Source organism: Bacillus sp. ISL-45 (genome assembly GCF_018613195.1).
Lineage (GTDB): Bacteria > Bacillota > Bacilli > Bacillales > Cytobacillaceae > Mesobacillus.
The window spans coordinates 167,656-192,504 of record NZ_JAGGQQ010000008.1 but is presented as its reverse complement, the minus strand read 5'-3'; the positions used below and the strand labels follow the sequence as shown (position 1 = coordinate 192,504).

General features: G+C 37.2%; 18 protein-coding genes. All 18 read right to left on the bottom strand.

The features are described 5' to 3' along the window. Nucleotides 1-26: 26 nt before the first annotated feature. Nucleotides 27-2,588: a glycoside hydrolase family 38 N-terminal domain-containing protein gene (locus J7E35_RS11195; protein WP_214779736.1), complete on the bottom strand. Its 2,562-nt coding sequence runs from the start codon at nt 2,586-2,588 to the stop codon at nt 27-29. Beyond that, nucleotides 2,588-3,943 carry an FAD-dependent oxidoreductase gene (locus tag J7E35_RS11190; protein ID WP_214779734.1) on the bottom strand — a complete coding sequence of 452 codons (1,356 nt, stop codon included), beginning with the start codon at nt 3,941-3,943 and terminating at the stop codon, nt 2,588-2,590. The genes J7E35_RS11195 and J7E35_RS11190 overlap by 1 nt, the downstream gene beginning before the upstream one ends. 33 nt (nt 3,944-3,976) lie before the next feature. After that, nucleotides 3,977-4,801 (bottom strand): carbohydrate ABC transporter permease, encoded by an 825-nt coding sequence (locus tag J7E35_RS11185; protein WP_214779732.1) that lies wholly within the window; start codon nt 4,799-4,801, stop codon nt 3,977-3,979. An 18-nt stretch (nt 4,802-4,819) separates the two neighbouring features. Further along, nucleotides 4,820-5,758 (bottom strand): carbohydrate ABC transporter permease, encoded by a 939-nt coding sequence (locus J7E35_RS11180; protein ID WP_214779730.1) that lies wholly within the window; start codon nt 5,756-5,758, stop codon nt 4,820-4,822. Between the two features lie 149 nt (nt 5,759-5,907). Continuing rightward, nucleotides 5,908-7,245 (bottom strand): ABC transporter substrate-binding protein, encoded by a 1,338-nt coding sequence (locus J7E35_RS11175; protein ID WP_214779728.1) that lies wholly within the window; start codon nt 7,243-7,245, stop codon nt 5,908-5,910. Nucleotides 7,246-7,432: 187 nt separating this feature from the next. After that, a complete protein-coding gene (locus J7E35_RS23700; RefSeq protein ID WP_214779726.1) occupies nt 7,433-9,796 on the bottom strand; it encodes a glycoside hydrolase family 10-like protein in 2,364 nt (787 codons plus the stop codon). Nucleotides 9,797-10,769: 973 nt separating this feature from the next. Further along, nucleotides 10,770-12,509 carry a phospho-sugar mutase gene (locus J7E35_RS11165; protein ID WP_214779724.1) on the bottom strand — a complete coding sequence of 580 codons (1,740 nt, stop codon included), beginning with the start codon at nt 12,507-12,509 and terminating at the stop codon, nt 10,770-10,772. Between the two features lie 71 nt (nt 12,510-12,580). Beyond that, nucleotides 12,581-13,900: a UDP-glucose dehydrogenase family protein gene (locus J7E35_RS11160; protein WP_214779722.1), complete on the bottom strand. Its 1,320-nt coding sequence runs from the start codon at nt 13,898-13,900 to the stop codon at nt 12,581-12,583. Nucleotides 13,901-13,998: 98 nt separating this feature from the next. Beyond that, complete coding sequence (locus tag J7E35_RS11155) at nt 13,999-15,093, bottom strand: glycosyltransferase (RefSeq protein ID WP_214779720.1); 1,095 nt, start codon at nt 15,091-15,093, stop codon at nt 13,999-14,001. A gap of 53 nt (nt 15,094-15,146) precedes the next feature. After that, nucleotides 15,147-16,535 carry a sugar phosphate nucleotidyltransferase gene (locus tag J7E35_RS11150; RefSeq protein ID WP_214779718.1) on the bottom strand — a complete coding sequence of 463 codons (1,389 nt, stop codon included), beginning with the start codon at nt 16,533-16,535 and terminating at the stop codon, nt 15,147-15,149. Nucleotides 16,536-16,618: 83 nt separating this feature from the next. Then, entirely contained in the window at nt 16,619-17,872 is a 1,254-nt protein-coding gene (locus J7E35_RS11145) for a glycosyltransferase family 4 protein (RefSeq protein ID WP_214779716.1), read from the bottom strand. Beyond that, a complete protein-coding gene (locus J7E35_RS11140) occupies nt 17,865-18,428 on the bottom strand; it encodes a putative colanic acid biosynthesis acetyltransferase (RefSeq protein ID WP_214779714.1) in 564 nt (187 codons plus the stop codon). The genes J7E35_RS11145 and J7E35_RS11140 overlap by 8 nt, the downstream gene beginning before the upstream one ends. Nucleotide 18,429: 1 nt before the next feature. Then, nucleotides 18,430-19,542, bottom strand: a complete 1,113-nt coding sequence (locus J7E35_RS11135) for a glycosyltransferase (protein WP_214779712.1) — start codon at nt 19,540-19,542, stop codon at nt 18,430-18,432. Nucleotides 19,543-19,546: 4 nt separating this feature from the next. Then, nucleotides 19,547-20,476 (bottom strand): glycosyltransferase family protein, encoded by a 930-nt coding sequence (locus J7E35_RS11130; RefSeq protein WP_214779710.1) that lies wholly within the window; start codon nt 20,474-20,476, stop codon nt 19,547-19,549. After that, complete coding sequence (locus tag J7E35_RS11125) at nt 20,473-21,597, bottom strand: glycosyltransferase family 4 protein (protein WP_214779708.1); 1,125 nt, start codon at nt 21,595-21,597, stop codon at nt 20,473-20,475. The genes J7E35_RS11130 and J7E35_RS11125 overlap by 4 nt, the downstream gene beginning before the upstream one ends. Continuing rightward, a complete protein-coding gene (locus J7E35_RS11120; RefSeq protein WP_214779706.1) occupies nt 21,575-22,792 on the bottom strand; it encodes a hypothetical protein in 1,218 nt (405 codons plus the stop codon). The genes J7E35_RS11125 and J7E35_RS11120 overlap by 23 nt, the downstream gene beginning before the upstream one ends. Next, nucleotides 22,773-24,272: an oligosaccharide flippase family protein gene (locus J7E35_RS11115; RefSeq protein ID WP_214779704.1), complete on the bottom strand. Its 1,500-nt coding sequence runs from the start codon at nt 24,270-24,272 to the stop codon at nt 22,773-22,775. The genes J7E35_RS11120 and J7E35_RS11115 overlap by 20 nt, the downstream gene beginning before the upstream one ends. Nucleotides 24,273-24,312: 40 nt before the next feature. Then, entirely contained in the window at nt 24,313-24,840 is a 528-nt protein-coding gene (gene epsC / locus J7E35_RS11110; RefSeq protein WP_251040893.1) for a serine O-acetyltransferase EpsC, read from the bottom strand. Between the last annotated feature and the right edge of the window lie 9 nt (nt 24,841-24,849).

Here is a 24,849-nt window from a genome sequence, read left to right as displayed (position 1 = left end):
GATCACCTTCATTTCTAAGGATGGATTTAAGCCTGGCCTGATTCAGCTTTTCTTTTTACGCGAATCGTCTTGATTTCTTTCGGTTTAAATGTAATGGATAATTCGCGCTCTTCCTTGTATCCAGTGATCGATTCTCCAGTAAAATCAACTTCTGCCACTTCCTCAGGATCAAACCCTAAGCTTATCTTCGTAATGGCTTCTTTCTCATAAGGATTGAACATCCGTATATCGAACGAACCCTCTTCCTTTTGAATAAATGAGGAGAATGCAATCACATTTGAGGATTGCTTGAATAATTTATGAATTTCTCTTCTTATATTGGACTGTTGCGTTAGAATTGGCTGGCGCATCATCCTTGCATGGTTCGGGGAACGATGTTCTTGTCCCAATATCAGACCATATTCGAATTCATATACCCCTAAGCACTGTGCTCCAGGTGTCTCAAATCCAGGGCCCGCACCATTTCCTCGTGTGCGCAAATCCCTTCTTGATAACCAGCCAACACTCCTGATAATTGTCAGGAATATGGTGTCATCCTGATCAAACTGGTCCACCTCATATTCCTGTAGGCCGCGATGGACAAGCTGATGTTCATTGGCCATAACCGTAGAGTATGTTGGGTACTGGTTCATTACTGCTTCTTTATTCTTAGGCATATCATATTGTTTTTCGCGAAGTGTTTTCCTCTGCAGCAAGTCGAATGCGGTATCTGCATAGCTAACATCCGCTTCAGCTGAAGCAAAACCGACTCTCAATTTTTGGTCCTTCGCATAATTTTCCACCATTGTTTTAAAGTGGATGAACCGTTTTCCTTTATAAAGGGTTACAACGGTTTCCAGGTGGTTAATAACTAGGTCATCAGATGCTCCAGTCCTTTTCTCATTCAAGGAAGCCGGCAGTTCCATCTTATAATGAAGAGTAGCTGACTCGAACGTCTCTCCCTTCCTTACATCAGAAACGCCGATCAGTTCAGCTTTGCTGAACAAATCATTCACTGGCGGGGAGTAATTATAGGAATCCCCGGCATCCAGCGAAGACAGGAATATATTCTGGTTATGATGGACAGCACCGGTTTCCAGGTCATTAATGACCAGACCATTCTGATCCCATTTTATTATATAAAATTCATTCTCAAGGCTATCGCTTCCTTGACTGAATAGAATTTTTGCTTCGTTTTCGACTTTTTCAATCCTGACAAATTTGATTTCTGCTCCATCAAACGGCATATTGAAAGCAATATCGTAGATCACATACTCAGCGTAGTGAGGCTCTGCCAGGATGTGATGGATGAACTCTTCTCGTTTTTCCCTTTTCAATAGATCAAAAACCAATTCCTGCTCACCATCAAAAAGCTTGATGGTTCCTAAATCAAGAGCCGCAGGGATGCGAATCCTTGTCCTGACAGGATAAATATCCGCTATCGGGGTATTATTGACAAGGTATAGATATGGATTTTCAGCCGTTTCATCAAGAAACTCGAAAGGGAAATGGTCATTCAAAACATCTTTGGAATACTGCTGGATGGCGCTTAACACTTTTTGCGACCTTGTTTCCATCTCATCATGCACTTCATCGACACTGCAGCCGCAAATACTGTCATGAGGCTGATTCTTGAGGATCAGCTTCCAGACATAGTCAATGAATTCCGCTGAGTCACTTTCCCCATTATCCCAGACGTTCAATGCCTCCAGAATACCGATGGCCTGATCCTCACACATCTGATTCTGGTTCTTGAGATAAGATCTTGTTGAATAGACACCCGGCAAAATGAAGATCTTCGAAGGGTCGCGTTGTTCCCCTTCAATTTTCCCGATCGGTTCCTTCCCTTCATGTGATCTTACATAATCAGACATGAGGGATTGACGGAAAGTCACTTCAGGAAATTCCTTTTCCAGCAGGGAGATTCGGTCTCTCAGGTCAGAGCAGGTAAAGGTATGATCTGCCCCGTTCATGATCAATGCTTTTCCAGATGTTATATAAGAAGATTTATCGGTTAAATAATTCTTTGTCTTCTCGAGGAAATCCTTGTGCTTAAGGAAGGTTTGGTAATAACCTTCAAACAGCGGCAGCACGAAGGTAAACACCTTGCTTCCATCTGGGCCATGCCAGTTGTTTTCATATTGCCTTGATACAGCTCCCCGGAATACAAGCGCAGTATTGATACCGTATCCACCCAGTATCTGAGGCATTTGGCTGATATGGCCAAATGTGTCCGGAAGGTAGCCGATATTATGATCAGAGCCTGCTGATTTTGCCATTTTGGTGCCAATTTCAAGATTCTTTAACATCGCTTCCCCAGAAACGAGGAACTCATCTGCCAGCAAGTACCATGGACCCACTTCTATTTTCCCTTGCTGGATAAAGTGAATCAAACGTTGGTACTCTTTTTCACTTACGACTTCACGATAATCATCAAGGACAATCGTCTGACCATCAAGGAAAAAGTTATCTATTTTGTCCTGGTCCAATAAATCCTGGACATAGCGCAGTCCATTTCGCAATTTCAACCGGAACTGCTCAAATGTTTCATACCACTCCCGGTCCCAATGTGTATGATTCAATATATGTACTTCTTTAATGCGGTCCATTATGATTCCCCCACCTGTTGAAGTTGCTGTTTAAGTACCGCTCCGTCTATCTTATTTAACGAAATATCCTCTTTCACTGAATAAGCGCATGCAAGTCCTGCAGCCTCGCCCATATCCCTTACAGTCGGCTGGATCCTTAAGGAAGCCTGCATCAGGAAAGTACTGGAGATATGCCGTCCAACCACGACAAGATTATTCACCTCTCTGGTGATCAGCGACCTATATGGAATCTCATAATACTCCCCTTTGGATAGTTTCGCCTGTTCCACATCTTCCTTTGTTACACTATGGACATCGATATACCAGTCGCCCCGGGCAATGCCATCCGAGAAACGGGCACGTCTGACATAATCATGTTCAGTCAGCATGTATTGGCCCACTATTCTCCATGATTCCCTGATGCCGAGCTGGGTTGCTTCCTTAAGAAGAAAAGCTTTTTCAAACCCGGGGATATACTTTGGTAAAAATTTCACAAGTCTTCGGATCATTTCTCTGCCCTTGGTCACTGCCATGGAACGAAGTCGCGGATCTGTCGTTTTCTCAATCCCAGGAATATGCGGACAATTGAACGACATAACGGTTGGTTTTCCCGGCTGTGTGAATGCCTGGAAATACCGAAGGTCGTCCTCTAGCAGGTCGCCATGTTCAAGCCCTTTTCTGAACAGTGGCTCTAGAACATGCCCTTTTCCAGGAACCATGGCTATTTCGAAAAACTCCGGGTCTTCGATTTTACAAAATGTTTCTCCCTGTGACATAACAAATTTCCTGAGGTCTTCGATGTTGATTCCGCCCATTTCAAAACGGAAAGAAATTTGCTGATTCCGTTTATCCTTGTCACCGGATTCAACGGGTACACCTGCTGATTTGGAAAGAATCGCATCGGCTGAAGCGTCAATGAACGTCTTCCCCTTGATTGCCACTAGCCCATCGCAGGTACTTACAATTATATGGCTGATATCTCCATTTTCTTTCACACACTCTATAAACTTCGCATCATAAAGGATTTCTCCTCCGCGCTCAGTGATCAGCTGTTCGAGCACATAGCTTAACGATTCTACATTAAACCAGCTGCAAGTGGTCGTGCCATCCTCTGTTCTGATGTTTTCTTGATTAAGGCGGTCGATGATCAATTTGTTGATTCGCTGTGTTTTCACATAAGTCGGCATCATCGGCGACACAAGAGAGTTTGTCTGTGTTCCTCCAAGAGAAATCGTTTTTTCGATTACCAAAGTGGAAATGCCTTCCTCTAAAGCAGACAGCGCTGCCGCAGCCCCACCTGTTCCACCGCCGACTACCACACAGTCCATCTCATAAATAACCGGCAGTTCACGTCCATGAAATGCTACTGTTGTCACCTGAGCACCTCCATTCACTATCCTGTATGTCCATCATCCTTTTACTGCGCCATCAGTTGCACCGGATATGAAGTATTTTTGAAGCCAGATAAAGATTAATAGCGTCGGTATCGTAGTCAGTATCGATGCTGCACTGATCAGCTTTAAGTTTGATCCATCAAAATTCTGGGACAGCTGCGCAAGGCCAATCGATAATGTAAATTTACTGCTTTCAGTCGTGTTCAAGAGCGGCCATAAATAATCGCCCCAAGTTCCCATGAAAGTAAAAATAGCAAGGGTAACAAGTGTCGGTTTCACTAGAGGCACCACAACTAGATACCACACCTTGAATTTATTGGCTCCGTCCAGATAAGCTGACTCCTCAAGCTCTTTTGGCACTCGCAAATACGCCTGTCTCATCAGAAAAATACCGAATGCCGTCGATACCTGCATGACAATCAGGCCAATATGGGTATTCCTGAGTCCCAGCTCACCGGAAAGCTGGAAAAGCGGAGCCATATAGAGCTGGAAAGGAACCATCATGGTAGAGATGATCAGGGCCAGCACCACACTTCTCCCCCTGAAATCCATCCTTGCAAGCGGATACGCCGCCAGACTGCAAAAAAGTAAGTTCAATGGAATCGCAAGGCCTGTTACGATTGCGGTATTCAGGAAGTACGTGGCAAAGTTTGCTTTTTCAAACGAAGTCACAAAATTCTCGATTGTCGGATCTTTCGGAAGCATGCTGCTATAAATCCCCTCACCAGGAGATTTCATGGCCATAAACAATGTGATAAGGAATGGCCCTACTGTCAGGACTGTAATAAAAACCATCAAAGCATAAAGCCATATCTTTTGTCTCAAACGCTTAGAATTCATATTTGCTCTCCCCTATCGTTATGCTCTCAAGTCATCTTCCCGCTTACTGGTCAATTTCATTTGAAGGAGCGATGCAGCAATGGCCATCAACAATAGTACTAGGCCAGCAGCTGAAGCGATACTCACATCCAGGCTGTTGAATTTGGCGTAAATATACATGACAAGTGTCGTAGTGGCTCCTGCAGGTCCGCCGCCAGTCGTCAGGGCAATTTCTTCGAACACTTTCATACCTGCAATGATTGTCATGACGGATACCAGAGTGATTGATGGGGTTAGCATAGGGATGGTGATTCTGGTGAATTGCTGCCATACCGAAGCCCCGTCAATATCAGCTGACTCATAAACATCCTTCGGAATCGACTGGAGACCAGCTAAATATATGATCATATAATAGCCTAGTCCTTTCCAGACAGTAATAGCAGATACCGCTGCGAGGGCGGTAGAGGATTGGACCAGCAGGTTGGTCGGAGAATCGAATAACCCTATCTTCAGTAATAGGTCAGCGATAATTCCATTTTGTGAGTAAAGCATTTTCCACATCAACGCCGCAACGACCATCGGTGTAATGACCGGCAAATAATAAAGGACCCGAAATGTGCCGGCACCTCTGATTTGCTGGTTGACAAGAACAGCCAGGATCATCGGCAAGAATACATTCAGCGGCAATACAATCACAAGGAAAACAAGAGTATTGATCAATGCATTCCAGAAATATTTATCCGTAAAAATTTCCTTGAAATTCTCAAGTCCTACAAACTCGCCAGTGCCAGCGATGATCTTATAGTCCAGGAAACTCCATTTGAAAGCTTCAACAATTGGGTATACAAGGAAGGTTCCCAATATTAGGATCGATGGAAGCAAAAACAGCCATGGTGTAATCTGCCCCATTCCCCATTTGCGTTTTTTGGGAATGGACTTAATCTCGATGTTTTGCATGACAACAGGTTCTCTGTTCATTTTGAACCTCTCCTTTTAAAAAGTAGAGACTAGCTCTTTTGGCAAAAAGCTAGTCTCTTTTCACAAACAAAACAGGTATTAGCATTCGGGATAGTTGGTTCCCTCATTCCGAAACATTCAGGCTGCCACTAGCCCGTTCCTGAATTTAATTAGAAAGTAACTTTTTCACCTGTTTTTTCGAAAGCCTTGTTCCACTCTGCTGCAAGCTCTTTAAGTGCTTCTTCAGGCGTTACCTTGCCTTGCAGGTTCTGGGTGAAAATATTCTTTGTCGCAGCACGAAGGTCTGCACTGTTTTCAGTTGGAGGAATCAATACTTCCGCGCGGCTCAGCGACTTAGATGCTTCAAGCATGCCAAGGCCTTTTGGTGAATCACCAGGGTTTGCGAAGTAATCATCTTCTAATGATGCTTTTGTTGAAGGAAGAATTGTTCCGGCAACCTTTGCGAACTCAAGCTGGTTTTCAGCATTCGTCACGAATTCAGCCAAGGCAACAGCTGCTTCCTTGTTCTTTGTCTTAGCAGGTACCGCAAAGTTCATGACAGCCACGTTCACTGGTGCATCTGCATCGTTCAGCGGCTGGCCAGCTTTAGAAGCCTTGAATACATCAGGAGCTCCTGATTCAACCGGTCCAAGGAAAGTCACGCCGCCTTCAAGCATTGAAATGTTTCCAGCCATATACTGTTCCTGGCCAGTCTTGATTGAACCTTCCGCTGCTTCCTGAGGAATGATTCCTTCCTGATACATCTTTTGCGTTAGCTCGAAGAATTCAAGTACTGCCTTGTTTCCTTCAAGATTCGCTTTGCCATCCTTTACAATTGGCTCCCCATTTGATAGCGAAACCATTTTTTCCATGATTGCATTTCCATCATTGATTACTGGATAGTATGCAGGCTTTCCAGTTGCTTCTTTAACCTTCTTAGCAGTGTCATAGAGTCCCTGTGTTGTAGTAGGAAGCTCAGTTACACCCGCTTTTGAGAAGTGATCATTATTATACCACGCAACAGTCGTTGTCAGGTACCAAGGTAGAGCGTACAGCCCTCCATCGTATTTACCTGACTCAAAGGGACCTTCTACATATGCACTGTTTGCTTCATCACTGATTTCACCCGTCAAATCCAGCAAACCGCCCTGTGCTGCAATATTAGACATATAGTGAGGGTTCAGGTTTACAACATCAGGTACATCACTGCCTGTGAGCGAAGTAAGGACTTTTTGTTCCATTTCATTTTGTGGTACGTCCTGAATGATGACATCCAGCTTTGGATGCTGGTCTTCGAAGTCCTTCTCTAATTCCTTGAAGTATGTATCGAATGGTTCTCCGGCAAGAGACGCTGTCCAAAGTGTGACCTTTCCGGATAGCTCCCCAGATTTCGCAGCATCGTCTTTTGAGTCTGTTCCGTTTGCTTCCTCTTTGTTACAAGCCATCAAGCTAAGTGACAGTGCCGCAGCAATTGAACCAGCAACGAATTTCTTTGCCGTTTTCTTCATTTCTTTTTCCCCCTAGGAATGTTTTTGAAAGCGTTTTCTGATTTCTATTATAAAAGCAACCTTTTATCCTTTCAATCATTTTTGTAATTTTTTTTAGTTTTTTATTTATTTATGAAAATTAATTTCTATTTTAGACAATATTCATAAACGAAAAGAGCAGATCTAAAGATCTCCTCTTTTCGTACAATTAATTTTGATGCTTCAAGAAATAATTTACCCATGTTCTTGTTTCAGCTATCTGAGTTTCCATTCTTGCTCCCACTGCTTCATTCAGCTTTCCACTTGCCATCGCATTTTCTATTCTTGAAAGCAGTGCTTCATACTTGGCTTCGCTGTCTGCAGGGTTTTTCTTGATCGCTATTTCCAGGTCTTTGACAGACTGTCTGATTCGATTGGCTTCTACTACCTCTACTGCTCCCTGTGGTCTGTAGAGGAGATTGATTTCTTCCTGGATATCCTTCAATACCGCAAACGAAGCCAGAATTGGTTCCTCTCCAGGATTAACCGCTTTTTCCCTCCAAGGGCCTTTACCCAGCGCATCAACAGAAGGAGCGCTCGCCTGGCCAAATGCAAACATATTTACCCCCGAGGTTCCGAACCGAGCCGATAAGACATCATCGACGCTTGCCATCTCGCTAAGGTGATGATAGAAAGAGTAGATTCCAGTATAATAAACCGTTCCTTCAGGCATCAGCTTTTTGCTGGCCTGAACAGTCTTTTGGATGCTATTGAAATCATGGCCATATGCTTGAGGAATGACACCATCCAGATCATCCTTCCAGTCACTGATCAACACAGCCTCAGGTCCCGGTTCAGGAGTCGCTGTTAACATGAACTTCTTGTTGATAGCCTTAGATTGATCGTGAAGCTTATCGACGAACTCATTTTCTTTTTGCTGAATCCAATTTTGCCAGTCTTGCCATTCTGCCGGGGTGTCGGTCGGGTTGATAGCAAGTGGATCAATCCCTGATTGTTGTTTATACAGGCTTCTTACGGTATCACTGTAACCGTAACCTTGTTCAAATTTATGGTGCGGATAACGCATGTAGTCGATATTCAAGCCTTTAATATCGTAATCAGCTTGCATTTCTTTATAAATATCAAGCATGAACTTTTGTACTTCCGGCTGGGCTATGTCGAGCCAGTAATATTGGTTGGAACTATCAGGCTTTGGCTGACCTGTTGTATTGGAACGCTGGATTGCTGCCCACTCCGGGTATTTGGCGAATTGTGACGGCAAGCCCAATGAACCATGGCCGATCATGAAGCCATCAGTCCAAGCTTGAACGGAGAGACCACGTTTCTTTCCTTCTTCAATATATGCTTTCAGCAAGTCTTTTCCATAAGTGCCGTAGTCACCATCCTTGAATCTAGGGTGCTGCTCAGGAAGACCATACTCTTTCATTGTTTCACTTGGATAAATGGTATAGCCCCAAAATGTAGTTTCAAGATAGACCGAATTGAATCCTGCCTTCTCCATCCGGTCAAGTACTTGTTTCACTCCATCAAGAGTGGTCTCTTCTGGACGGTACCAAATCGCCCGCTGTTCTGCCACATTGGATGGAAGCGAGTAATAATATGCATCGTAAGCATACTGAGTGGCCTGGCGTGTCATATCCAGGGAACGGACTGGATCACTTGCATTCATTGCTGCTGCTTCTTTTAGAAGGTCCTCAGCCTTTTTTACAGCTTCCTCTGCATCACTCATCGCAACATCAAGGAACTCTGCCTTAGCCTTCGCGATGTTGTCCTTCGCCTTTTGGATGGACTGCCTGCTTTGATATTGGAAACTTTCTACATCCTGGACGATCTTCACTTCTCCAGTATCACTTACTGTTACTTTTGCCCCGATTATCGAATTCGCCGAAATCCATTTGGAGGCAATGCCGTGCCCGCTGACTACGAATCCATTCTCAGGAATCTTTGAGCTTCCTCCGCCCAGCTTTGTTACATAGCCATTCTCTACTGTTATTTCATATCCATATGGATTCGTCTTTGTTGTTTCACCGAAGGAAGGTGTATAAACGATGAGCTGATCTGGACCCCGGAACCCGTCAAAAACGGCTCCTGCTGGATTGGACTGAGCAGTTGGATCTACCGCGTTTGACTGCATTTGCTCTTCCTTCTTCATCGGCTCATGGAGTGTCACGATTTCGCCAACTTCTAATTGTGCCAGGAAAGCTTCAATTTCGGGTGTCGTCAAATCGCCAGTGGAAAGAACCAGACCATTTTCAGGAATTGCACTGTCTCCATCCGTCTGTTTCAACACACGGTATGTATTAAGGCCGCTCTTTTCCAGCACAATTTCAAAGCTTCCTTTATCCGTTTCCGTGTAATAGCTAAATGTGTCATTGAACGCTATCAGCTTATGGTCATTCGAACGCTGATTCAAAGAATCAATCTTCAGCATATCCCCAGACTGATCCACGACCGCTAAAACATTTACCGGCACCTCACTTTTAGCCTTGGTATTTCCTACACCCCCAAAAGAAGATAACACCAGACTTGAAGCAAGAATTGAACCAGTAACAACATTCAACTTTTTTTTCACATACATCCTTCCCTTCGATTCAATTTATCGCTATCAGACTATTAGACTTTGATATTTGGTAGCGCTTTCAATGCCATTATAAACATAAATATGAAAATCTTACAATTAAATTTCAGTATTTATTAAAAAATGAAAATTATTTTCTTGTTTGGTTAGAATTGAGTCGAAAGGAGGATTGTATTTAGTGGAGAATGTTGCAAGAATTAAAGGTTGGGAAACATGATATGGTTCTCGCCGTAAGCTGAACCATGTATGATCCGAAATGTTTTCAGCCAGAAGGGTTTTTCCACAACCAGGTGGCCGATTCATGTTGAAGCTCGTGCAAACTTGAGTGCATTCTTTTGGTAAAAAATGCCCCATAATCCTTTTGAAAGCCCTGCTACTAACCTTCTATTCCTCTATCAATCTCAACACTGCGAGAACAAAGGCGGCACTGCTGCCCAGATAAGGGATTAACCACATCCAATAATGTTTCAACCAAGTTCTAATTCATCAATTTTCATTCACGATGGTGAGTCAAAAAGGAAGACCAGCCGTACCTCGCTTCCTGGCCACCAAAATAGCCGCATTCACCAACTACACTGGATGAACCTTCCTTCATTCTCAAACATTCCGACAAATTATATACAATTACGAGTGGAGAAAAGAGCTTGGGTTACCAGATCTCCCCCATTTTGTCTATGAGTGTCATAACAAACCAATATTTGTGGATTAAATTCCCATTCCAAATAAAGGTTATACTCCTGGACAAGGGGAATATCATTATATAAGTTTCTCAAAATTACTGGGATGTGATGAAGTGAATCGAGAAGGTAATTTTGCAGTTGGCTTTTCATGGGGAATTTCACTTAGTATACCGCTATGGATTTCTTTGTTTGGATGGATAAAATTAATGATAAATATATTTAGTCCCTAAATGATTTAAAGCCTATCGAAAAATTTAAATAAATCTTCGATAGGCTATATTTCTTTTCTACGATAATACCTCTTGGACCTTATTTATAACTGCTTCTTTTATGCTGACCAATTTCTCACGACTTGTCTCCAGTGTCTCCGCTTTAACACCAAAGTAGAACTTAGCTTTTGGTTCTGTGCCGGATGGACGCAAGCAGAACCAGGATCCGTCAGCTAGGTGATACTTAAGAACGTTTGATTTTGGCAATTCAATAGCACTCTCATTATTGCCTCTTAAATCCAATTGTGTACTCTCCAGGTAATCTTCAATCACAGTTACTTCAATTGCAGCTATTTCCTTTAACGTTTCTTCACGGAAACGACTCATAAGCGTTGCAATTTGCTCTGCTCCGTCTTTACCTTTTAAAGTGATTGTTTCGAGACCCTCTTGGTAATATCCATACTTCTCAAAGATTTCGAGCAAACCTTCATACAATGTCATTCCTTTTGCTTTATAAAAAGCCGCCACTTCTGCAGCAAAAACCGCAGACTGTACCGCATCTTTATCGCGAACAAAATCACCAATTAAGTATCCATAGCTCTCTTCATAGCCAAATAGGAAAGTATGCTCTCCCGTGTTCTCAAACTCATTGATTTTCTCACCAATAAACTTAAATCCAGTCAGGGTATCAATGGTAGGAATGCCGTACTCAGCCGCAATAGCCCCACCAATTTCAGAGGTTACATTGGTCTTGATTACGACCCCATTATCAGGCAATTGTCCTTTTTCTTTCTTCTGTGATAATAAGTATTCCAGCATTAATGCACCCATCTGGTTACCAGACAGGACTACATAATCCCCATGCAAGTCCCTCACCGCGACACCGAGGCGATCAGCATCGGGATCAGTAGCCATCAAAATATCTGAATCCACTTCTTTTCCATAGCGGATTGCTACCTCAAAAGCAGCATGCTCTTCAGGATTAGGAGATTTCACCGTTGAAAAGTTCGGATCAGGCAGTTCCTGTTCATTTACCACTGTTACATTCGTAAAACCAAACGCCTTCAACCCTTCCCAAACCGGCTTATTCCCTGTTCCGTGCAAAGGAGAAAAAACAATCTTCAAATCATCCGCAACACTTTTTACTATGTCAGCATTCAATTGCAAAGATTTTAGGTTTGAAACATACTCTTGATCAATTTCTTCACCAATATAAGTTAACAAACCGTTCTCTAAAAGTTCCTCCTCAGTCGGTACCTCTACCGTTAGTTCATTCTCTACAGCATTTACATATTGAATAATTATATCCGCAGCCTCTGGAGGAACCTGTCCTCCATCTTCACCATATACTTTAAAACCATTGTACTCAGGTGGATTATGGCTTGCTGTTATGACCACTCCAGCAATAGCATTTAAAGATCTTACAGCGAATGATAGCTCTGGTGTTGGACGCAATTCTTCAAATAGATACGCTTTAATTCCATGGTTTCCAACCGTCTTTGCAACTTCCAGGGCAAATTCAGGTGATTTATGGCGCGAATCGTAAGCAATAGCAACCCCACGCTTCCTGGCTTCTTCTCCCTGTTCGACAATATACAGCGCAAGCCCCTCAGCAGCACGGCGAATCGTATAGATATTCATACGATTTGTACCAGGTCCTAATTCGCCACGCATGCCTCCGGTGCCGAATTCCAGATGTTTATAGAAGCTATCTTCCAGCTCCGTTGCTGTCTTCGATAATTCATCTAATTTATCTGATAATTCGTTTTCTAATTCACTAAATGAAGTCCATTTCTCTAATGTTTCTTTCCAATCCATGTTAATCCTCCATTATATGCATATGTAAAAAGCCCCTTCTCAGAGAGAAGGGGCAACTAGAAGTTTTATTTTTAAACTAATGACGGTTCGAGACTATTCACTGTCTCTCTACCAATTGAATCATAGATCATACTGGCGTTTTTTGTACTCTCGAGGTCATAGCAGTTTCTACCATCCAAGACAATTGGAGATTTCATCAGCTCTGAGTACTTGGATAATTCAAAGTCTTTAACCTCATCCCATTCTGTAAAAATGAAGCAAATATCTGCACCCTTTATAGTACTCTCAATTGAATCACAGTACGTAACTTCATTTGGGTACAACTTTTTAAAGTTGTTAACTCCAACTGGATCCCATGCTCTAACATTTGCCCCATCTTCCAGCATAAGTGGAATATTAACCAGAGTAGGAGCTTCTCTTAAATCATCTGTACCCGGTTTAAAGGTCAAACCTAGCACGGCAACATTCAGACCTTGTAAACTATCATAGTATTTACGAGACTTTTTAATTAATTTGAGCTTTTGATTTTCATTAACATCAATTGCGGCTTTAACCGTCTTCAGTTCATGATCATGGAAGTTGGCTAACCAGTGAAGTGCTTTCGTATCTTTAGGGAAGCAAGAACCTCCATAGCCAATCCCGGCATTTAAGAATCTGTTTCCGATACGGCTATCAAAGCCCATACCAAGTGCCACGTCTTCAATATCAGCCCCGATAATTTCACACAAGTTAGCAATCTCATTGATGAATGATATTTTCAAAGCAAGAAAGTCGTTAGAAGCGTACTTAATCATCTCTGCACTTTTTCTGTTAGTCACAATAATTGGTGCATCGAAATTCTTGTAAACCTCTTTTAGTACTTTACCAGGATAGGAATCTTCTACTCCTACAACAATTCTCGACGCATGCAAAGTATCTCTCACTGCCGTACCTTGAGCCAAGAATTCCGGGTTCGAAGCAATGTATACATTTACATTATTCTTCAATTTGCTTTTGATTAATTCTTCAATTTTATCATTAGTCCCAATCGGAACAGTGGACTTAACAACCACTACACAATCCTTTTCAATACTTTCAGCTATTTGTTCTGCCACTCCATACACATATGTTAAATTAGCAGAACCATCTTGTTTTTCTGGAGTTCCCACCCCAATAAAAACAACATCCGCATCTCTATAGGCTTCCTGATAGTCTGTAGTAAAATGAAGGCTCTGCATATTCTTCTGCATTAATTCTTCAAGCCCTGGCTCATAAATGGGTGAAACCCCAGCTCTCATTATTGCTACTTTATTCTCATCTATATCAACACAAGTAACTTTATGCCCATTTTCAGCAAGACAAACGCCGGTTACTAATCCAACATATCCTGTTCCGGCAACAGCTATTTTCATATACCATCTCACCTTTAAATTATTTGAATAAATTTTTGGATAAATAAATGATTACCCCTCTATTATAAAGAAACTAGCGTCCAGGTGCATATCCCAAATTATACTAATTGCTCTTGTTCATTTAAAACTTTAAGGATATCTTCTGCAATTCTATTAACAGAGTTTTTAAAAGTATGTTTATCTCTAATCAAGTTCTTATTTAAACGATCAATAAATGAATAATCAACTTGAAGGTTTTTAAATTCATTCCAATCGATTACTTCGCATGCGTTATATTTTTTCAAATAAGTAATAGTAGATTGATCTTCAGTCATTAAAGGTCTTTCTAGTATTAATAGTGGGACATTATTGTTTAATGCTTCACCTACCATACCCCAACCTGCTTTTGTTATGACTAAATTTGATGATGCTATATAGTTTTGAGTTTCAACGTAATCTAGCGGGATTTGTTGCACATTCTCTCTAATAACTGGGACATTTGAAGAAACAACAAATTCTATATCAGGACTATCCCATATAGGGAGTAAATCAAGAGTTGCCTGATCAACTTTCATCCCAAGCCCTAAAAAGACAATCTTTTTTTCATAACTTTTATCAACCTGATTTCTAATACTATTAATTTCTGATAAATCAACTTTTCTAGAAAAGAAACCATACTCTTTGGAATCGAACCCCCAGGTTTCGTTGCTTCCTGCTAATGAAAAGAAATAGGTCATTTTACTATAGGCCTCTTTAAGTGGAGTCAGTTCAGATTCCTCAATCAACCCTCGGTATGCTGTGTACCATGTGAAATTTGAAAGGCCTATAGAAGGAATACCCAAGTTTCTAGCCGATTGAAAAGGTAAAGGGCTAATATCAGATAGGACTAGATCCACATGGTTACTCTTTAAAAATCCTTCTTCCACTAAAAGACGACAATCCAACTCATTAGTAAACTTGAGGTATTCTTCTAATAACAACTTTTTATAAGGATAAATGGAGTCGCTTTTTAAAAAATACCCTATGTCTGTATTTACTTCCCGGAAAGAAACTCTGCTAGAACGAATTGAATTTTTCATAAAAGAAATTGCAAATGAATGGCAAACAATAATTCTTATATTAGAATTCCGAAGAAGAAGTTCTCTTATAATAGCTATACTCCGAGACGCATGCCCATAGCCATAATCAGAAATGTAGTAAGCAATTACTTTCATATCACTTCGACTCCAATAAAAAAGGGAAAGAGCCATCGCCTTTCCCACAAAAATTAAACAATTACTTTTGCCTTAGATTTACTAAAATGCGCCATAACGTCTTCCCATTTAAAATAAAGACGTGTGAAATCTTCATCACTTATTCCGAAGCCTGTTTGCACTTCAATAAATTCTAGTTCAGATAAGGCTTTAATTCCATGCTTCTTCCCCGCTGGAAGATGAATGATATCGCCCGCCTTAACTCGTGTAATGTGGTCATCCAATGCTAATTCACCTTCGCCACGCACTATCGTCCATACTTCATCTCGTAAGTTATGATAATGGTAACTAGAATTCTTTCCTTCATGAATACATATACGTTTTGTTACCATCTCATCCCCATTATCATACTTTGCATAATCCAGGACTCTGGACCAACCCCATATCCGTTCCTCATACATAGGTGGCTGTTCAAATCCACTAATTAAATCCTTAATTTTCGGACTAGATGCTTTATCGGCAACCAATATTCCATCAGGGCTAGCTGCAACAACTATATCTTTTACGCCCAGTACAGTCACTGGGATATCAAGTTCATTAATCAAATGGGTGTTAATAGAATCATCACTTAATACACCTTTACCTAACTGAGATGTTGCCATTTCTTCTGTAAGGGTATTCCAAGTACCGAGGTCCTTCCAATAACCATCATAAGGAATAGCGACAATATGCTCAGCCTTTTCCACTACTTCATAATCAAAACTTATCTTAGGAAGCGTATTATACATCATTTCAAGCTCGTCATATTCAATTGGCAAGCCTTTTTGATTCATAATATTAATTAAAAAGCTTAATTTAAAAGCAAATACCCCACAATTCCAAAGAGCATTTAAATCAATCAATGTTTGAGCTTTTTCTTCGCTTGGTTTCTCAGTAAAATGATTTACAGTAATGTATTCATTACTATTTGACTCACTATGAGGAACAATATATCCATATTTAGATGAAGGATATGTCGGCTTAACTCCTATTAATGCTAAATCTGCATCGGTCTCTATTAATACCTTCTCTAGTTCTTTTACTTTTTCAAAAAAACCATCCTCCACGTACGGATCAACTGGAAGGACAACAATAATTTCATCTGAAGGTGCTTTTTCAACAGATGCTAAATAAGCAGAAGCTAAAGCAATAGCCGGAAAGGTATCTCGACGTTCTGGCTCTATTATTAGAGGAACATCCATTCCTACCTGACTATGAATCATATCTCTTTGCATTTTGGATGTAGCAATAACAGATGAATTAGCAAGGCCAACTGTTTTTAACTGACCCCATACCCGTTGAACCATCGATTGCTTTTCTTCATTATCACTTTGTAATACTTTTAAAAATTGCTTTGATCTAGTGTCATTTGATAGTGGCCATAGCCTCTTACCCGATCCACCTGAAAGTAATACTAGTTTCAATATTAACACCTCAAAAAAATTCTAATTTAGCCCTAATGATTTTAATTCTTAATAAAATTGTTTTACCCTCACATCGTTTGATATCAAGATTCCGATACTTCCTTTAATACATCTTTATATTTATTAATAGATATTTCCCTTCTTAGACTCGTTTCAAGGTACTTCCTACCATTTAACCCTTTCTGCTGTAACGTTTCCCTATCCATTTTATAATAAGACTCTATAGCTTTTATAATACCAGTATAATCCTGGGGCTCTAGAACGATGCCACAATTGCTATTATCAATAAGCATTTGTGCTTCACTACCGTTTTCCAATACACCAAGTATGGGTTTTCCTGCTGCCATTACACCATAGATTTTACTTGGAACCGAAACACCTTTTATACCTTTTTGATTTACAACTAAGTGAATGTCAGCAGCGTTCAATGAGTATTTTATAAACTCCTTAGGCTGATAAGGAAGGAAATATACATTTCGGACGTTATTTTTTTGAACAAAATCCTGCATTTCCTTTTTTACTGCACCTTCTCCGACAAAAACAAAAGCTATGTCTCGATTTTCATAAAAATGTTCTGTAATCTTTATTAAATTTTCCAGGTCATAATATAATCCAAGGTTACCAGAATACATTATAATAAATTTATTCTCTAAATCATGTTCTTTAAGAAAGCCATTAACATTAGGATCACTTTTGCTTATAGGTACTATTTCCTTTTCGTCGGTCCAATTGTTGATAACTACATGTTTAGGAATTTTTCTCCCAATGAATCTTTTCTTTAAGGTTTCACTCATATCATTTCCAACAACAATAATGTTATCTGCATAACTACAATTCAATTTATCTATGGCTACAGCAACCTTAAAAACTGATTCTTTACTTGTATAACTAATTGCAGCTGCTTGTTCAGGATTGAAATCTTGAATATTATAAATGTGTTTAGAACGCTTTAAGAATTTACCTATTGTTCCTATTAAGCCACCTAAAATAGGGGGCTGAGATATAGTGTAGATAACATTTGTTCTTTTCTCTTTAATTAAGGCAATTATAGCTAAAACAAAATAAGAGAATATATATTTCATTCGACTAATCTTCGATGTCTTATCTACAGCCGGAAGATGTAAACGAACTACCTTAATATTTTCCAAATAATCTATTTCAAAAACTTTATTTTTTTTAGTGTTTTTCTCCCCAGCATAACCAGGTTGAGATGCAATAACAGTAATTTCAAATTCATTTTGGAGGTGTGTACATAAATCGGTCATTAATTGACCAGTTGATGCCAAATCTGGATAGAAATAATTGATTACAAAAGTAATTTTCTTTTTTTTAGCCATAAAACTCCTCATCCTTAAACCTTTTCTTTACATATTTTGCTGGATTGCCAGCATGCACCTCATTGGCTGGTATATCTTTAGTTACAGTACTTCTTGCAGCTACTACTGCCATGTTATTAATTGTTATACCTGGATAAACAAAGACATCGCTAGCAATCCAAGCCCCATCCTTAATTACTATTGGTTTTGTTATTAAACTAAAATTAGGATCATCAATCTTATGGCTACCTGTACATAAATAGGATTCTTGGGAAACAACACAATGACTACCTATATTTATATGATCTAAACTATAAAGTTTAACATTATCTCCTATCCAAGTATGATCACCAATTGAAACCTTCCAAGGATAAGTGAATTTTGCTGAAGGCCTGATTTTCACCGATTTTCCAATTTTCGCACCAAAGAGTTTAAGTAATAAACTTCTCCATCCATACATGTTATGGAACGAAAATCTAAATAAGGTTCCTTGCATAATCCACCACAATAGGATATAAAATCCACTTTTCCCCCTACTATAATTACTTTGGTTATAATTTGCTAGGTTAATTTTCAAATTAATCCCCTTTTTTCACTAATTTTAATAATTGATCCCAACTATTAGCACTCTTATCTATTGTATATTCATATAACGGAATATTTGCTTCTGCATGGTGTTCTATTTTTCTTTTCCACTCGTCGACATTTAATGCTGGAGTGAAATGAACTCCCTTATAATCACCTATTAATTCTCTTGCATAGACTTCGTCAGAGCAGATAATCAATTTCTTAAAGTATGCAGCCTCTAATAGTGGAAGACCTGCAGTTTCAATATAGCTCGGAAAAAGAACAAAATTAGATCTTTTATATTCTTTTACTATTTCAGAAAAGGGTACCTTCCCTAGAAACTTAACCGCATCATGTATACCAAGTTTTTTAGCATATTTATAAGTATCAGATTGCTCATCCACTGTAATTACAAAAACCAATTTTTGATATAAGCTAATATTTTCATCTTTTAATTTCTTTAGAGCTTTGAGAATAGTCAAATGATTTTTATAAACATAATCAATTGCAGGATAAAACATGCTTATTTGATCTGAGAATCTCCTGTTAGAATCAACATTTAGCAGCATATCTGTATCTTCCTGTTTTAATGAAAAATCTGGTTTAATAACGAAAATTCGGTTTTCACTTACTTTTATTCTTGATGAAACTCTTTTCTTTAACCAATTTGCCTGTACAACTATACTACAATTATTATTCAGAAAAAGTTTAATAAAAAAAGGATATATATTTTTGTAGAACCATAGTTTCCTTTCGTTTTTTTTTGTTATTTTCCATTCATACTCCACAAAAGGAATGGGTGTATGAAGGTATATAATTTGATTAACGTTTTTAAAGTTAACAGCCGTATTTTGTAGGGAAATAATTTGGTCAGGAATAATGTTATTTTTATTAGCCCACCTTTTCATTCCATAAGAATCCCAAAGCAACCTTTTAATCCATTTTTTTGAATTTGTATTAATTATCTTTATTTTTTCACTTTTAAAATTATTGAAGTGATCATTACTAACAAAGATATAATAAATATTTTCTTCTTCGCTTTTTGAGATATGGGTTAAAAAATGATCTACTATACTTTTTAGGCCTCCTACATCCGCAGCAGTTGCATTCACAAAAATGTTCATAGTTTTACTTCCTTACTTTTTTTATAATTACTTTTACTTTTTTATACAAACCCAAGGTTTTTAAAATTCTTCCTATATAATTTATAATTGTCATATTATAGAACTCAGCAAATTTCATTATAACTTTATCTTGAGGAATAACTTTGTCAAACTCTATACTATAGGTTTGACATATTTGCACATCATACTTTTTGGATAATGATCCATGTGTACTTTCTCCAGAAAAACCAGTATTTTTAATAAATGAATACTTCGGATAAATTGTATATGCATTATTAATAAATTGACTATAACACCATCTAATAGCCCAAGAATCGATTAGTTTTTTCTTTTGATCGATTAACATATAACTCATGTCGTTTCCTGGCTTATTAAATTGTTTTCTCTTATCTTTATTATTTAAGAGTTGTTCATAATTCTCCAATTCCCAATCATTTTTATCCCATCTATCTTTCCAAGTTCCCCATCCCCAAGAGCATGCTCTGGGGATACTATATATATTGCTATAATAGTCTTTAGGTAATTCTATATTTGGTGTATAACCTGATATAGACCATATATCTTGGTGATGTTGAAAATAATCTAATGCTTGGTTCATAAACTTAAGAAAATAAATGGAGGTTTCTAAATCGTCCTCTAAAACAATGACTTTTCCGTACCTCTCTATAACAGACGTAACTCCTGTTATTACAGAAGTAGCGAGACCTTTATTTGAATCAGAATTTATTACCGTAACTTGTTTAAACCCCTCTATATTAGCTATAATTTCTCTTACCTTACTTACTTTAGTAATTTGCCCTTCAGTTTTTGGACCATCTGAAAATACAAACAAATGACTTTGATCTGCCAGAACATTTTTTTCTAATAACTTGATGGTCTTATATGTTTCATCTGGGCGGTTATAAACAAATAAAATGATTGGTGCTAAATTCACTCTTTATCCTCCAAACTAGTAAGTGTTTCATTATAAATCGAAATATATGAATTTATAAATGTATCAATAGATAGTAATTTTTTATAATCTTCTTGATAAGGTAATAAAGATTCTTTTTGCTCCCTAAAATTCTCTATCAAGTACTTTATTTCTTTTGCTAGATCATCGATATCTTCCGGCACAAATGTTCTACCTAAATTATACTTATCAATAGTAAAGCCAACTTCTCCTGTATTTGGACCTAGGATGATCTTATTTCTAGCAACACCCTCTGTTAGTGGACCACTTTGCCCGGAAAAGTATCTCCTATATGGTAATACAACAATGTCAGACTTATTAAAGTAATCATCAAGTTCCTTGTCTGATAAATACCTTAAATCCATTTTTACCTTACTTTCTATACCTCTTTCCTTTATTAAATTCTCTAAATCACTCTTTGTAAAATAGTCCTCTTGCCCTGCAATTAATAATTCATAATCATGACTTACATTTTCCAAGGATTTTATAAGCAAATCAATTCCTTTGTCAAACCTCAGTCCACCGAATGCTAATAGTCTTATTTTTTCATATTTACTTGTTATCATTTCGTATGAATTACCATGAAAGTTTGGATATGTTATAGAATGTACCTTTGAGGTATTAGAATGTCGAAAAATTTTATTTTTTGTATATTCACCATGTACAATTATTGTGTTGAGAATTTTATTATTAATAAGAGAACTAATCATATACCTTTTTTTCGTATTTGATGGATACCAATGAAGAGTCCCCATAACTTTTGTAAACAAGGTAAAACGTCTTAATATGAACATATTCAGTATTTCACTATCTAAGTAAAGAAAATGAATAATATCAATTTTTTCCTTTCTAATTAAATTTAGTATTTTAGCATATCTTAAAAAACTAATAACTTTATTATTTTTAGCATAGAAATACTCGGCATTATTAATTAACTTTACATTTAAAGTAGAGATTTTTGATATTTGAGCTTGTTCGGTAACGGGAGAAACAAAAGTGATATCTAATTTATCATTATATCGTCTTAAGGATTTTAAGACTGTATAGTTATAAAAAAAATGATGCCCACTATTGGATGCATCATAAAGCAAAATTTTCTTCATTTTGTTCCCCTTCTTTTAAATAATTATCTTTATTAAAAATTAAAGATAGCAATATAACTCCAATCATTGTATCACCTGCTATAGGCTGGGCTAGTAGGGCTGTAAGAAAAATCGGTAGAATCGAACCAAAATATACTCTCTTTTCTTTCGAAAACATTAGTGGACCAAAAAAAGTTAAAATAACTAGTATTAAACCAACTAACCCAATTTTACTAGATAATGCAATAATACTAATACCATCATTTTCATTATCGTTAGCCTTAAAACCTGTGCCCAATGGATTTATAAGTAATTCCCTTGCACCGTCTAAATTATTTATTAATCTATCTTCAATTGAAGCTGAATGTGTGATCAACTTATCTTGTATCCCCACATAAGGTAGATTCATTACACCGAAATAAGCGCCAAATAATATAACTAAGCTTAAAAATGCTTGTTTAAATTTCATTTTCCCTCTTAATATCAAAAAATATGCTAAGGTCACAAAATAAATTGCTATGGCAGTGGTAGAAAATGTACCTATTAATCCAAAGTGAAGTATAAAATAAATTCTCTTCTTGTTTAAGTTGAATTTTTTTAAGTTAAATATACTCCAAATTATAAAAGCTTGGGCAATTCCTGATTCCCTAAAAAATAGTTGGAACTTAGGAAGTGCCAAATCACCAGTATGCATGATTCCATAGATCGCTGTAACAGGAAAATAAATAGTTCCACCAGTATGATAGGACCCTATGTTAACTTGCATAAAATTTAACTTTTCAAAGTTCATTACTTGGGATAGTAATGATGTTATAGCAAATGAAAGGCATAATAAGTAAATTAATTTAATAAAATTCCTAAAATAGGAATAATTCAAATCTTTATCACTAAGTAAAATAGAGTAAACCATCAGTAGTGTAAGATTAATGATTGATGTTTGTAACAAATATTCTGATTCTGTATCAGAGATAATTAGCGTTTGCATTAAAATAAAAAACCAATATAAACAATTAAAAACTATTATACTTAATGCTATAGGAAAAATATTTGTGTGTTTCTTAAATAGCACAATAAAAGTAAAGAGACTAAGTAAAGCTAAGATTATTCCTACAAAACTATAAGATAGACTTAGCAGAGATGGACTAATAAATAATGTAGTAGCTACTAATAAACAAGCTACTATTTGGTTTTGAGTATCATTTAGATTCAGTTTCATACTTAAACCTCTTCTTTATTAATTTAAAGACAGGTATACTATATATACAATGTATTCCAATTATAATAAATACTATGCTAATAAAGGCATACACTGAGTTATAGTTTAAATATCTTTCTAGCATATATATAGGGATAATAAAAAAGGCTTCCAATATTATTAAAAATGAAAAAATCTTTAAAGATATGGCTTCCTTTAATATTTTATTTTCGATTATATAAATAATTATAAATATTATTATCGGTAATCCCATTAATCTTCCATACGCTGCTCCTAGTATGTCTAAATAAGGAATTAATATTATGGTACTTATTACACTTACAATTGAGAGTGCTCCATTAACTATGGTGTTCAACCTAACGTATCCTAAACCATTTAAAAAGTAAAATGGAATTACAAATAAAGTTCCAGTAGATATAGAAACTATTAAAGCTTTCAATAACTGACTATAACTATCAGAAAATTCTTCATCAATCCATAATTCCAAAATTTCTTCCACGAATATAAAGAGTGGAAAGCTAAAAATAAATAAAAATAATAATAATAATATAGAGGCATTTATATACAGCTTTTTATAGGCACTGCTTCCTTCTTCTAAACTCTCACTAAATTTTGGGAATAAAAAAGCTCCCGCAGCTGTCGGTATTTCATGAATTTTTAAAGCAATTTGTAAGCAAGCAGTATATACCCCCAGCATTTGTGGACCTAACATAACACTAACTATAATTTTATCTACTTGGTTGTAAACTATACTAATAATAGATTGAAGCCAAGAAAATCCTCCAAAACTCAATATACTCTTAAATACAGTTTTGTCAAACCGTAATGTAATCTGTATTCCTCCCAATATTTGTCGAGCTTTGAAATAGTGTACAACTAGGGAGATAATCGTAACACACAATAAAACTGTTATTAAGTATTCTAATTTTGAACTGTATACAGCTATTAGAGTTGAGATAAAAACTAGAATTAAATTTACAATAATATTAATCTTGTTAGTGAGGTCATAGCGTTGATATGACATTATTATTGATGAAAAAATTCCAGATATTATTTTTAAACTAACAATTACGGTTATTAAAGTAAAAGATATGTTTATTTCTTTAAATTCGTCTAAGATATCCACAAAGAATAAGTCCATAACTATAGAAATTAGAACTAAAGCTACGGAAATAACTAATGTCATAAATAATGTTGTTGAGATGAGATCTTTATATTTAGTGGACTCATTTAATTTTATATACTTAGATCCAAATTTAATTATAGAGTTACCTAATCCAAAATTAGAAACCCCCATAATGGCTATAATCGAATTAATAAGTATCCAGTACCCGTAATCTTCTAATCCTAAATACATTATTAATATAGGGGTTGAAATTATCGTACCAAAAGGAATTATTACATATGCCAGTAAGCTAAATATAATATTATTAAGATCCCGATTTTTTTTAAACACTTTTATCTTTTCAAAAACGCGCATTTTACAAACTGCCATCCTTATTCAAAAAAGGACTAGAGACCTAGTCCTTCTTATCTAATATTTTTGCTGGTATTCCTACAGCTATACAATTAGCTTTTACGTCTTTTAAAACCACTGCATTAGCCCCAATTGTTACATCATTACCAACTTTAATGCCACCCAATATTTTAGCCCCACAACTTATGACTACACGGTCTCCAATATTAGGATATAGATGTTTACTATCTTTACCATCACCGTACTTCTCACCTAGAGTAATTTGGTGCAATAATGTGCAATCTTCTCCTATTTTAACTCCATTTCCTAAAACTATACCATTGGAATGACGAATCACTAAGCCTTTACCTATACTTACTGGGAGTCCTATTTCAGCACCTGTCAAAAGCTGATTTAAAAATTTTATTATACTTGGAAGCAAAGGAATCTTTTTTTGAAATAACGACTCTTGTATCCTAAATAATATTAAACACTGTAGGTTTGAATGTGTAAAAACCATTTTAAATATACTTAGACGGCTAAACTTTCCACTATACATTCGATCTATATCTACTCTTAATTTCTTTAGCATACTATCTTC

Coding starts and splice junctions, on each gene's coding strand:
- J7E35_RS11155 (WP_214779720.1), bottom strand. CDS start 15,093: ATGAAAGTAATTGCTTACTACATTTCTGATTATGGCTATGGGCATGCG.
- J7E35_RS11145 (WP_214779716.1), bottom strand. CDS start 17,872: ATGGCTAAAAAAAAGAAAATTACTTTTGTAATCAATTATTTCTATCCA.
- J7E35_RS11175 (WP_214779728.1), bottom strand. CDS start 7,245: ATGAAGAAAACGGCAAAGAAATTCGTTGCTGGTTCAATTGCTGCGGCA.
- J7E35_RS11165 (WP_214779724.1), bottom strand. CDS start 12,509: ATGGATTGGAAAGAAACATTAGAGAAATGGACTTCATTTAGTGAATTA.
- J7E35_RS11135 (WP_214779712.1), bottom strand. CDS start 19,542: ATGAACATTTTTGTGAATGCAACTGCTGCGGATGTAGGAGGCCTAAAA.
- J7E35_RS11115 (WP_214779704.1), bottom strand. CDS start 24,272: ATGCGCGTTTTTGAAAAGATAAAAGTGTTTAAAAAAAATCGGGATCTT.
- J7E35_RS11120 (WP_214779706.1), bottom strand. CDS start 22,792: ATGAAACTGAATCTAAATGATACTCAAAACCAAATAGTAGCTTGTTTA.
- J7E35_RS11160 (WP_214779722.1), bottom strand. CDS start 13,900: ATGAAAATAGCTGTTGCCGGAACAGGATATGTTGGATTAGTAACCGGC.
- J7E35_RS11185 (WP_214779732.1), bottom strand. CDS start 4,801: ATGAATTCTAAGCGTTTGAGACAAAAGATATGGCTTTATGCTTTGATG.
- J7E35_RS11180 (WP_214779730.1), bottom strand. CDS start 5,758: ATGAACAGAGAACCTGTTGTCATGCAAAACATCGAGATTAAGTCCATT.
- J7E35_RS11195 (WP_214779736.1), bottom strand. CDS start 2,588: ATGGACCGCATTAAAGAAGTACATATATTGAATCATACACATTGGGAC.
- J7E35_RS11125 (WP_214779708.1), bottom strand. CDS start 21,597: ATGAAGAAAATTTTGCTTTATGATGCATCCAATAGTGGGCATCATTTT.
- epsC (WP_251040893.1), bottom strand. CDS start 24,840: ATGCTAAAGAAATTAAGAGTAGATATAGATCGAATGTATAGTGGAAAG.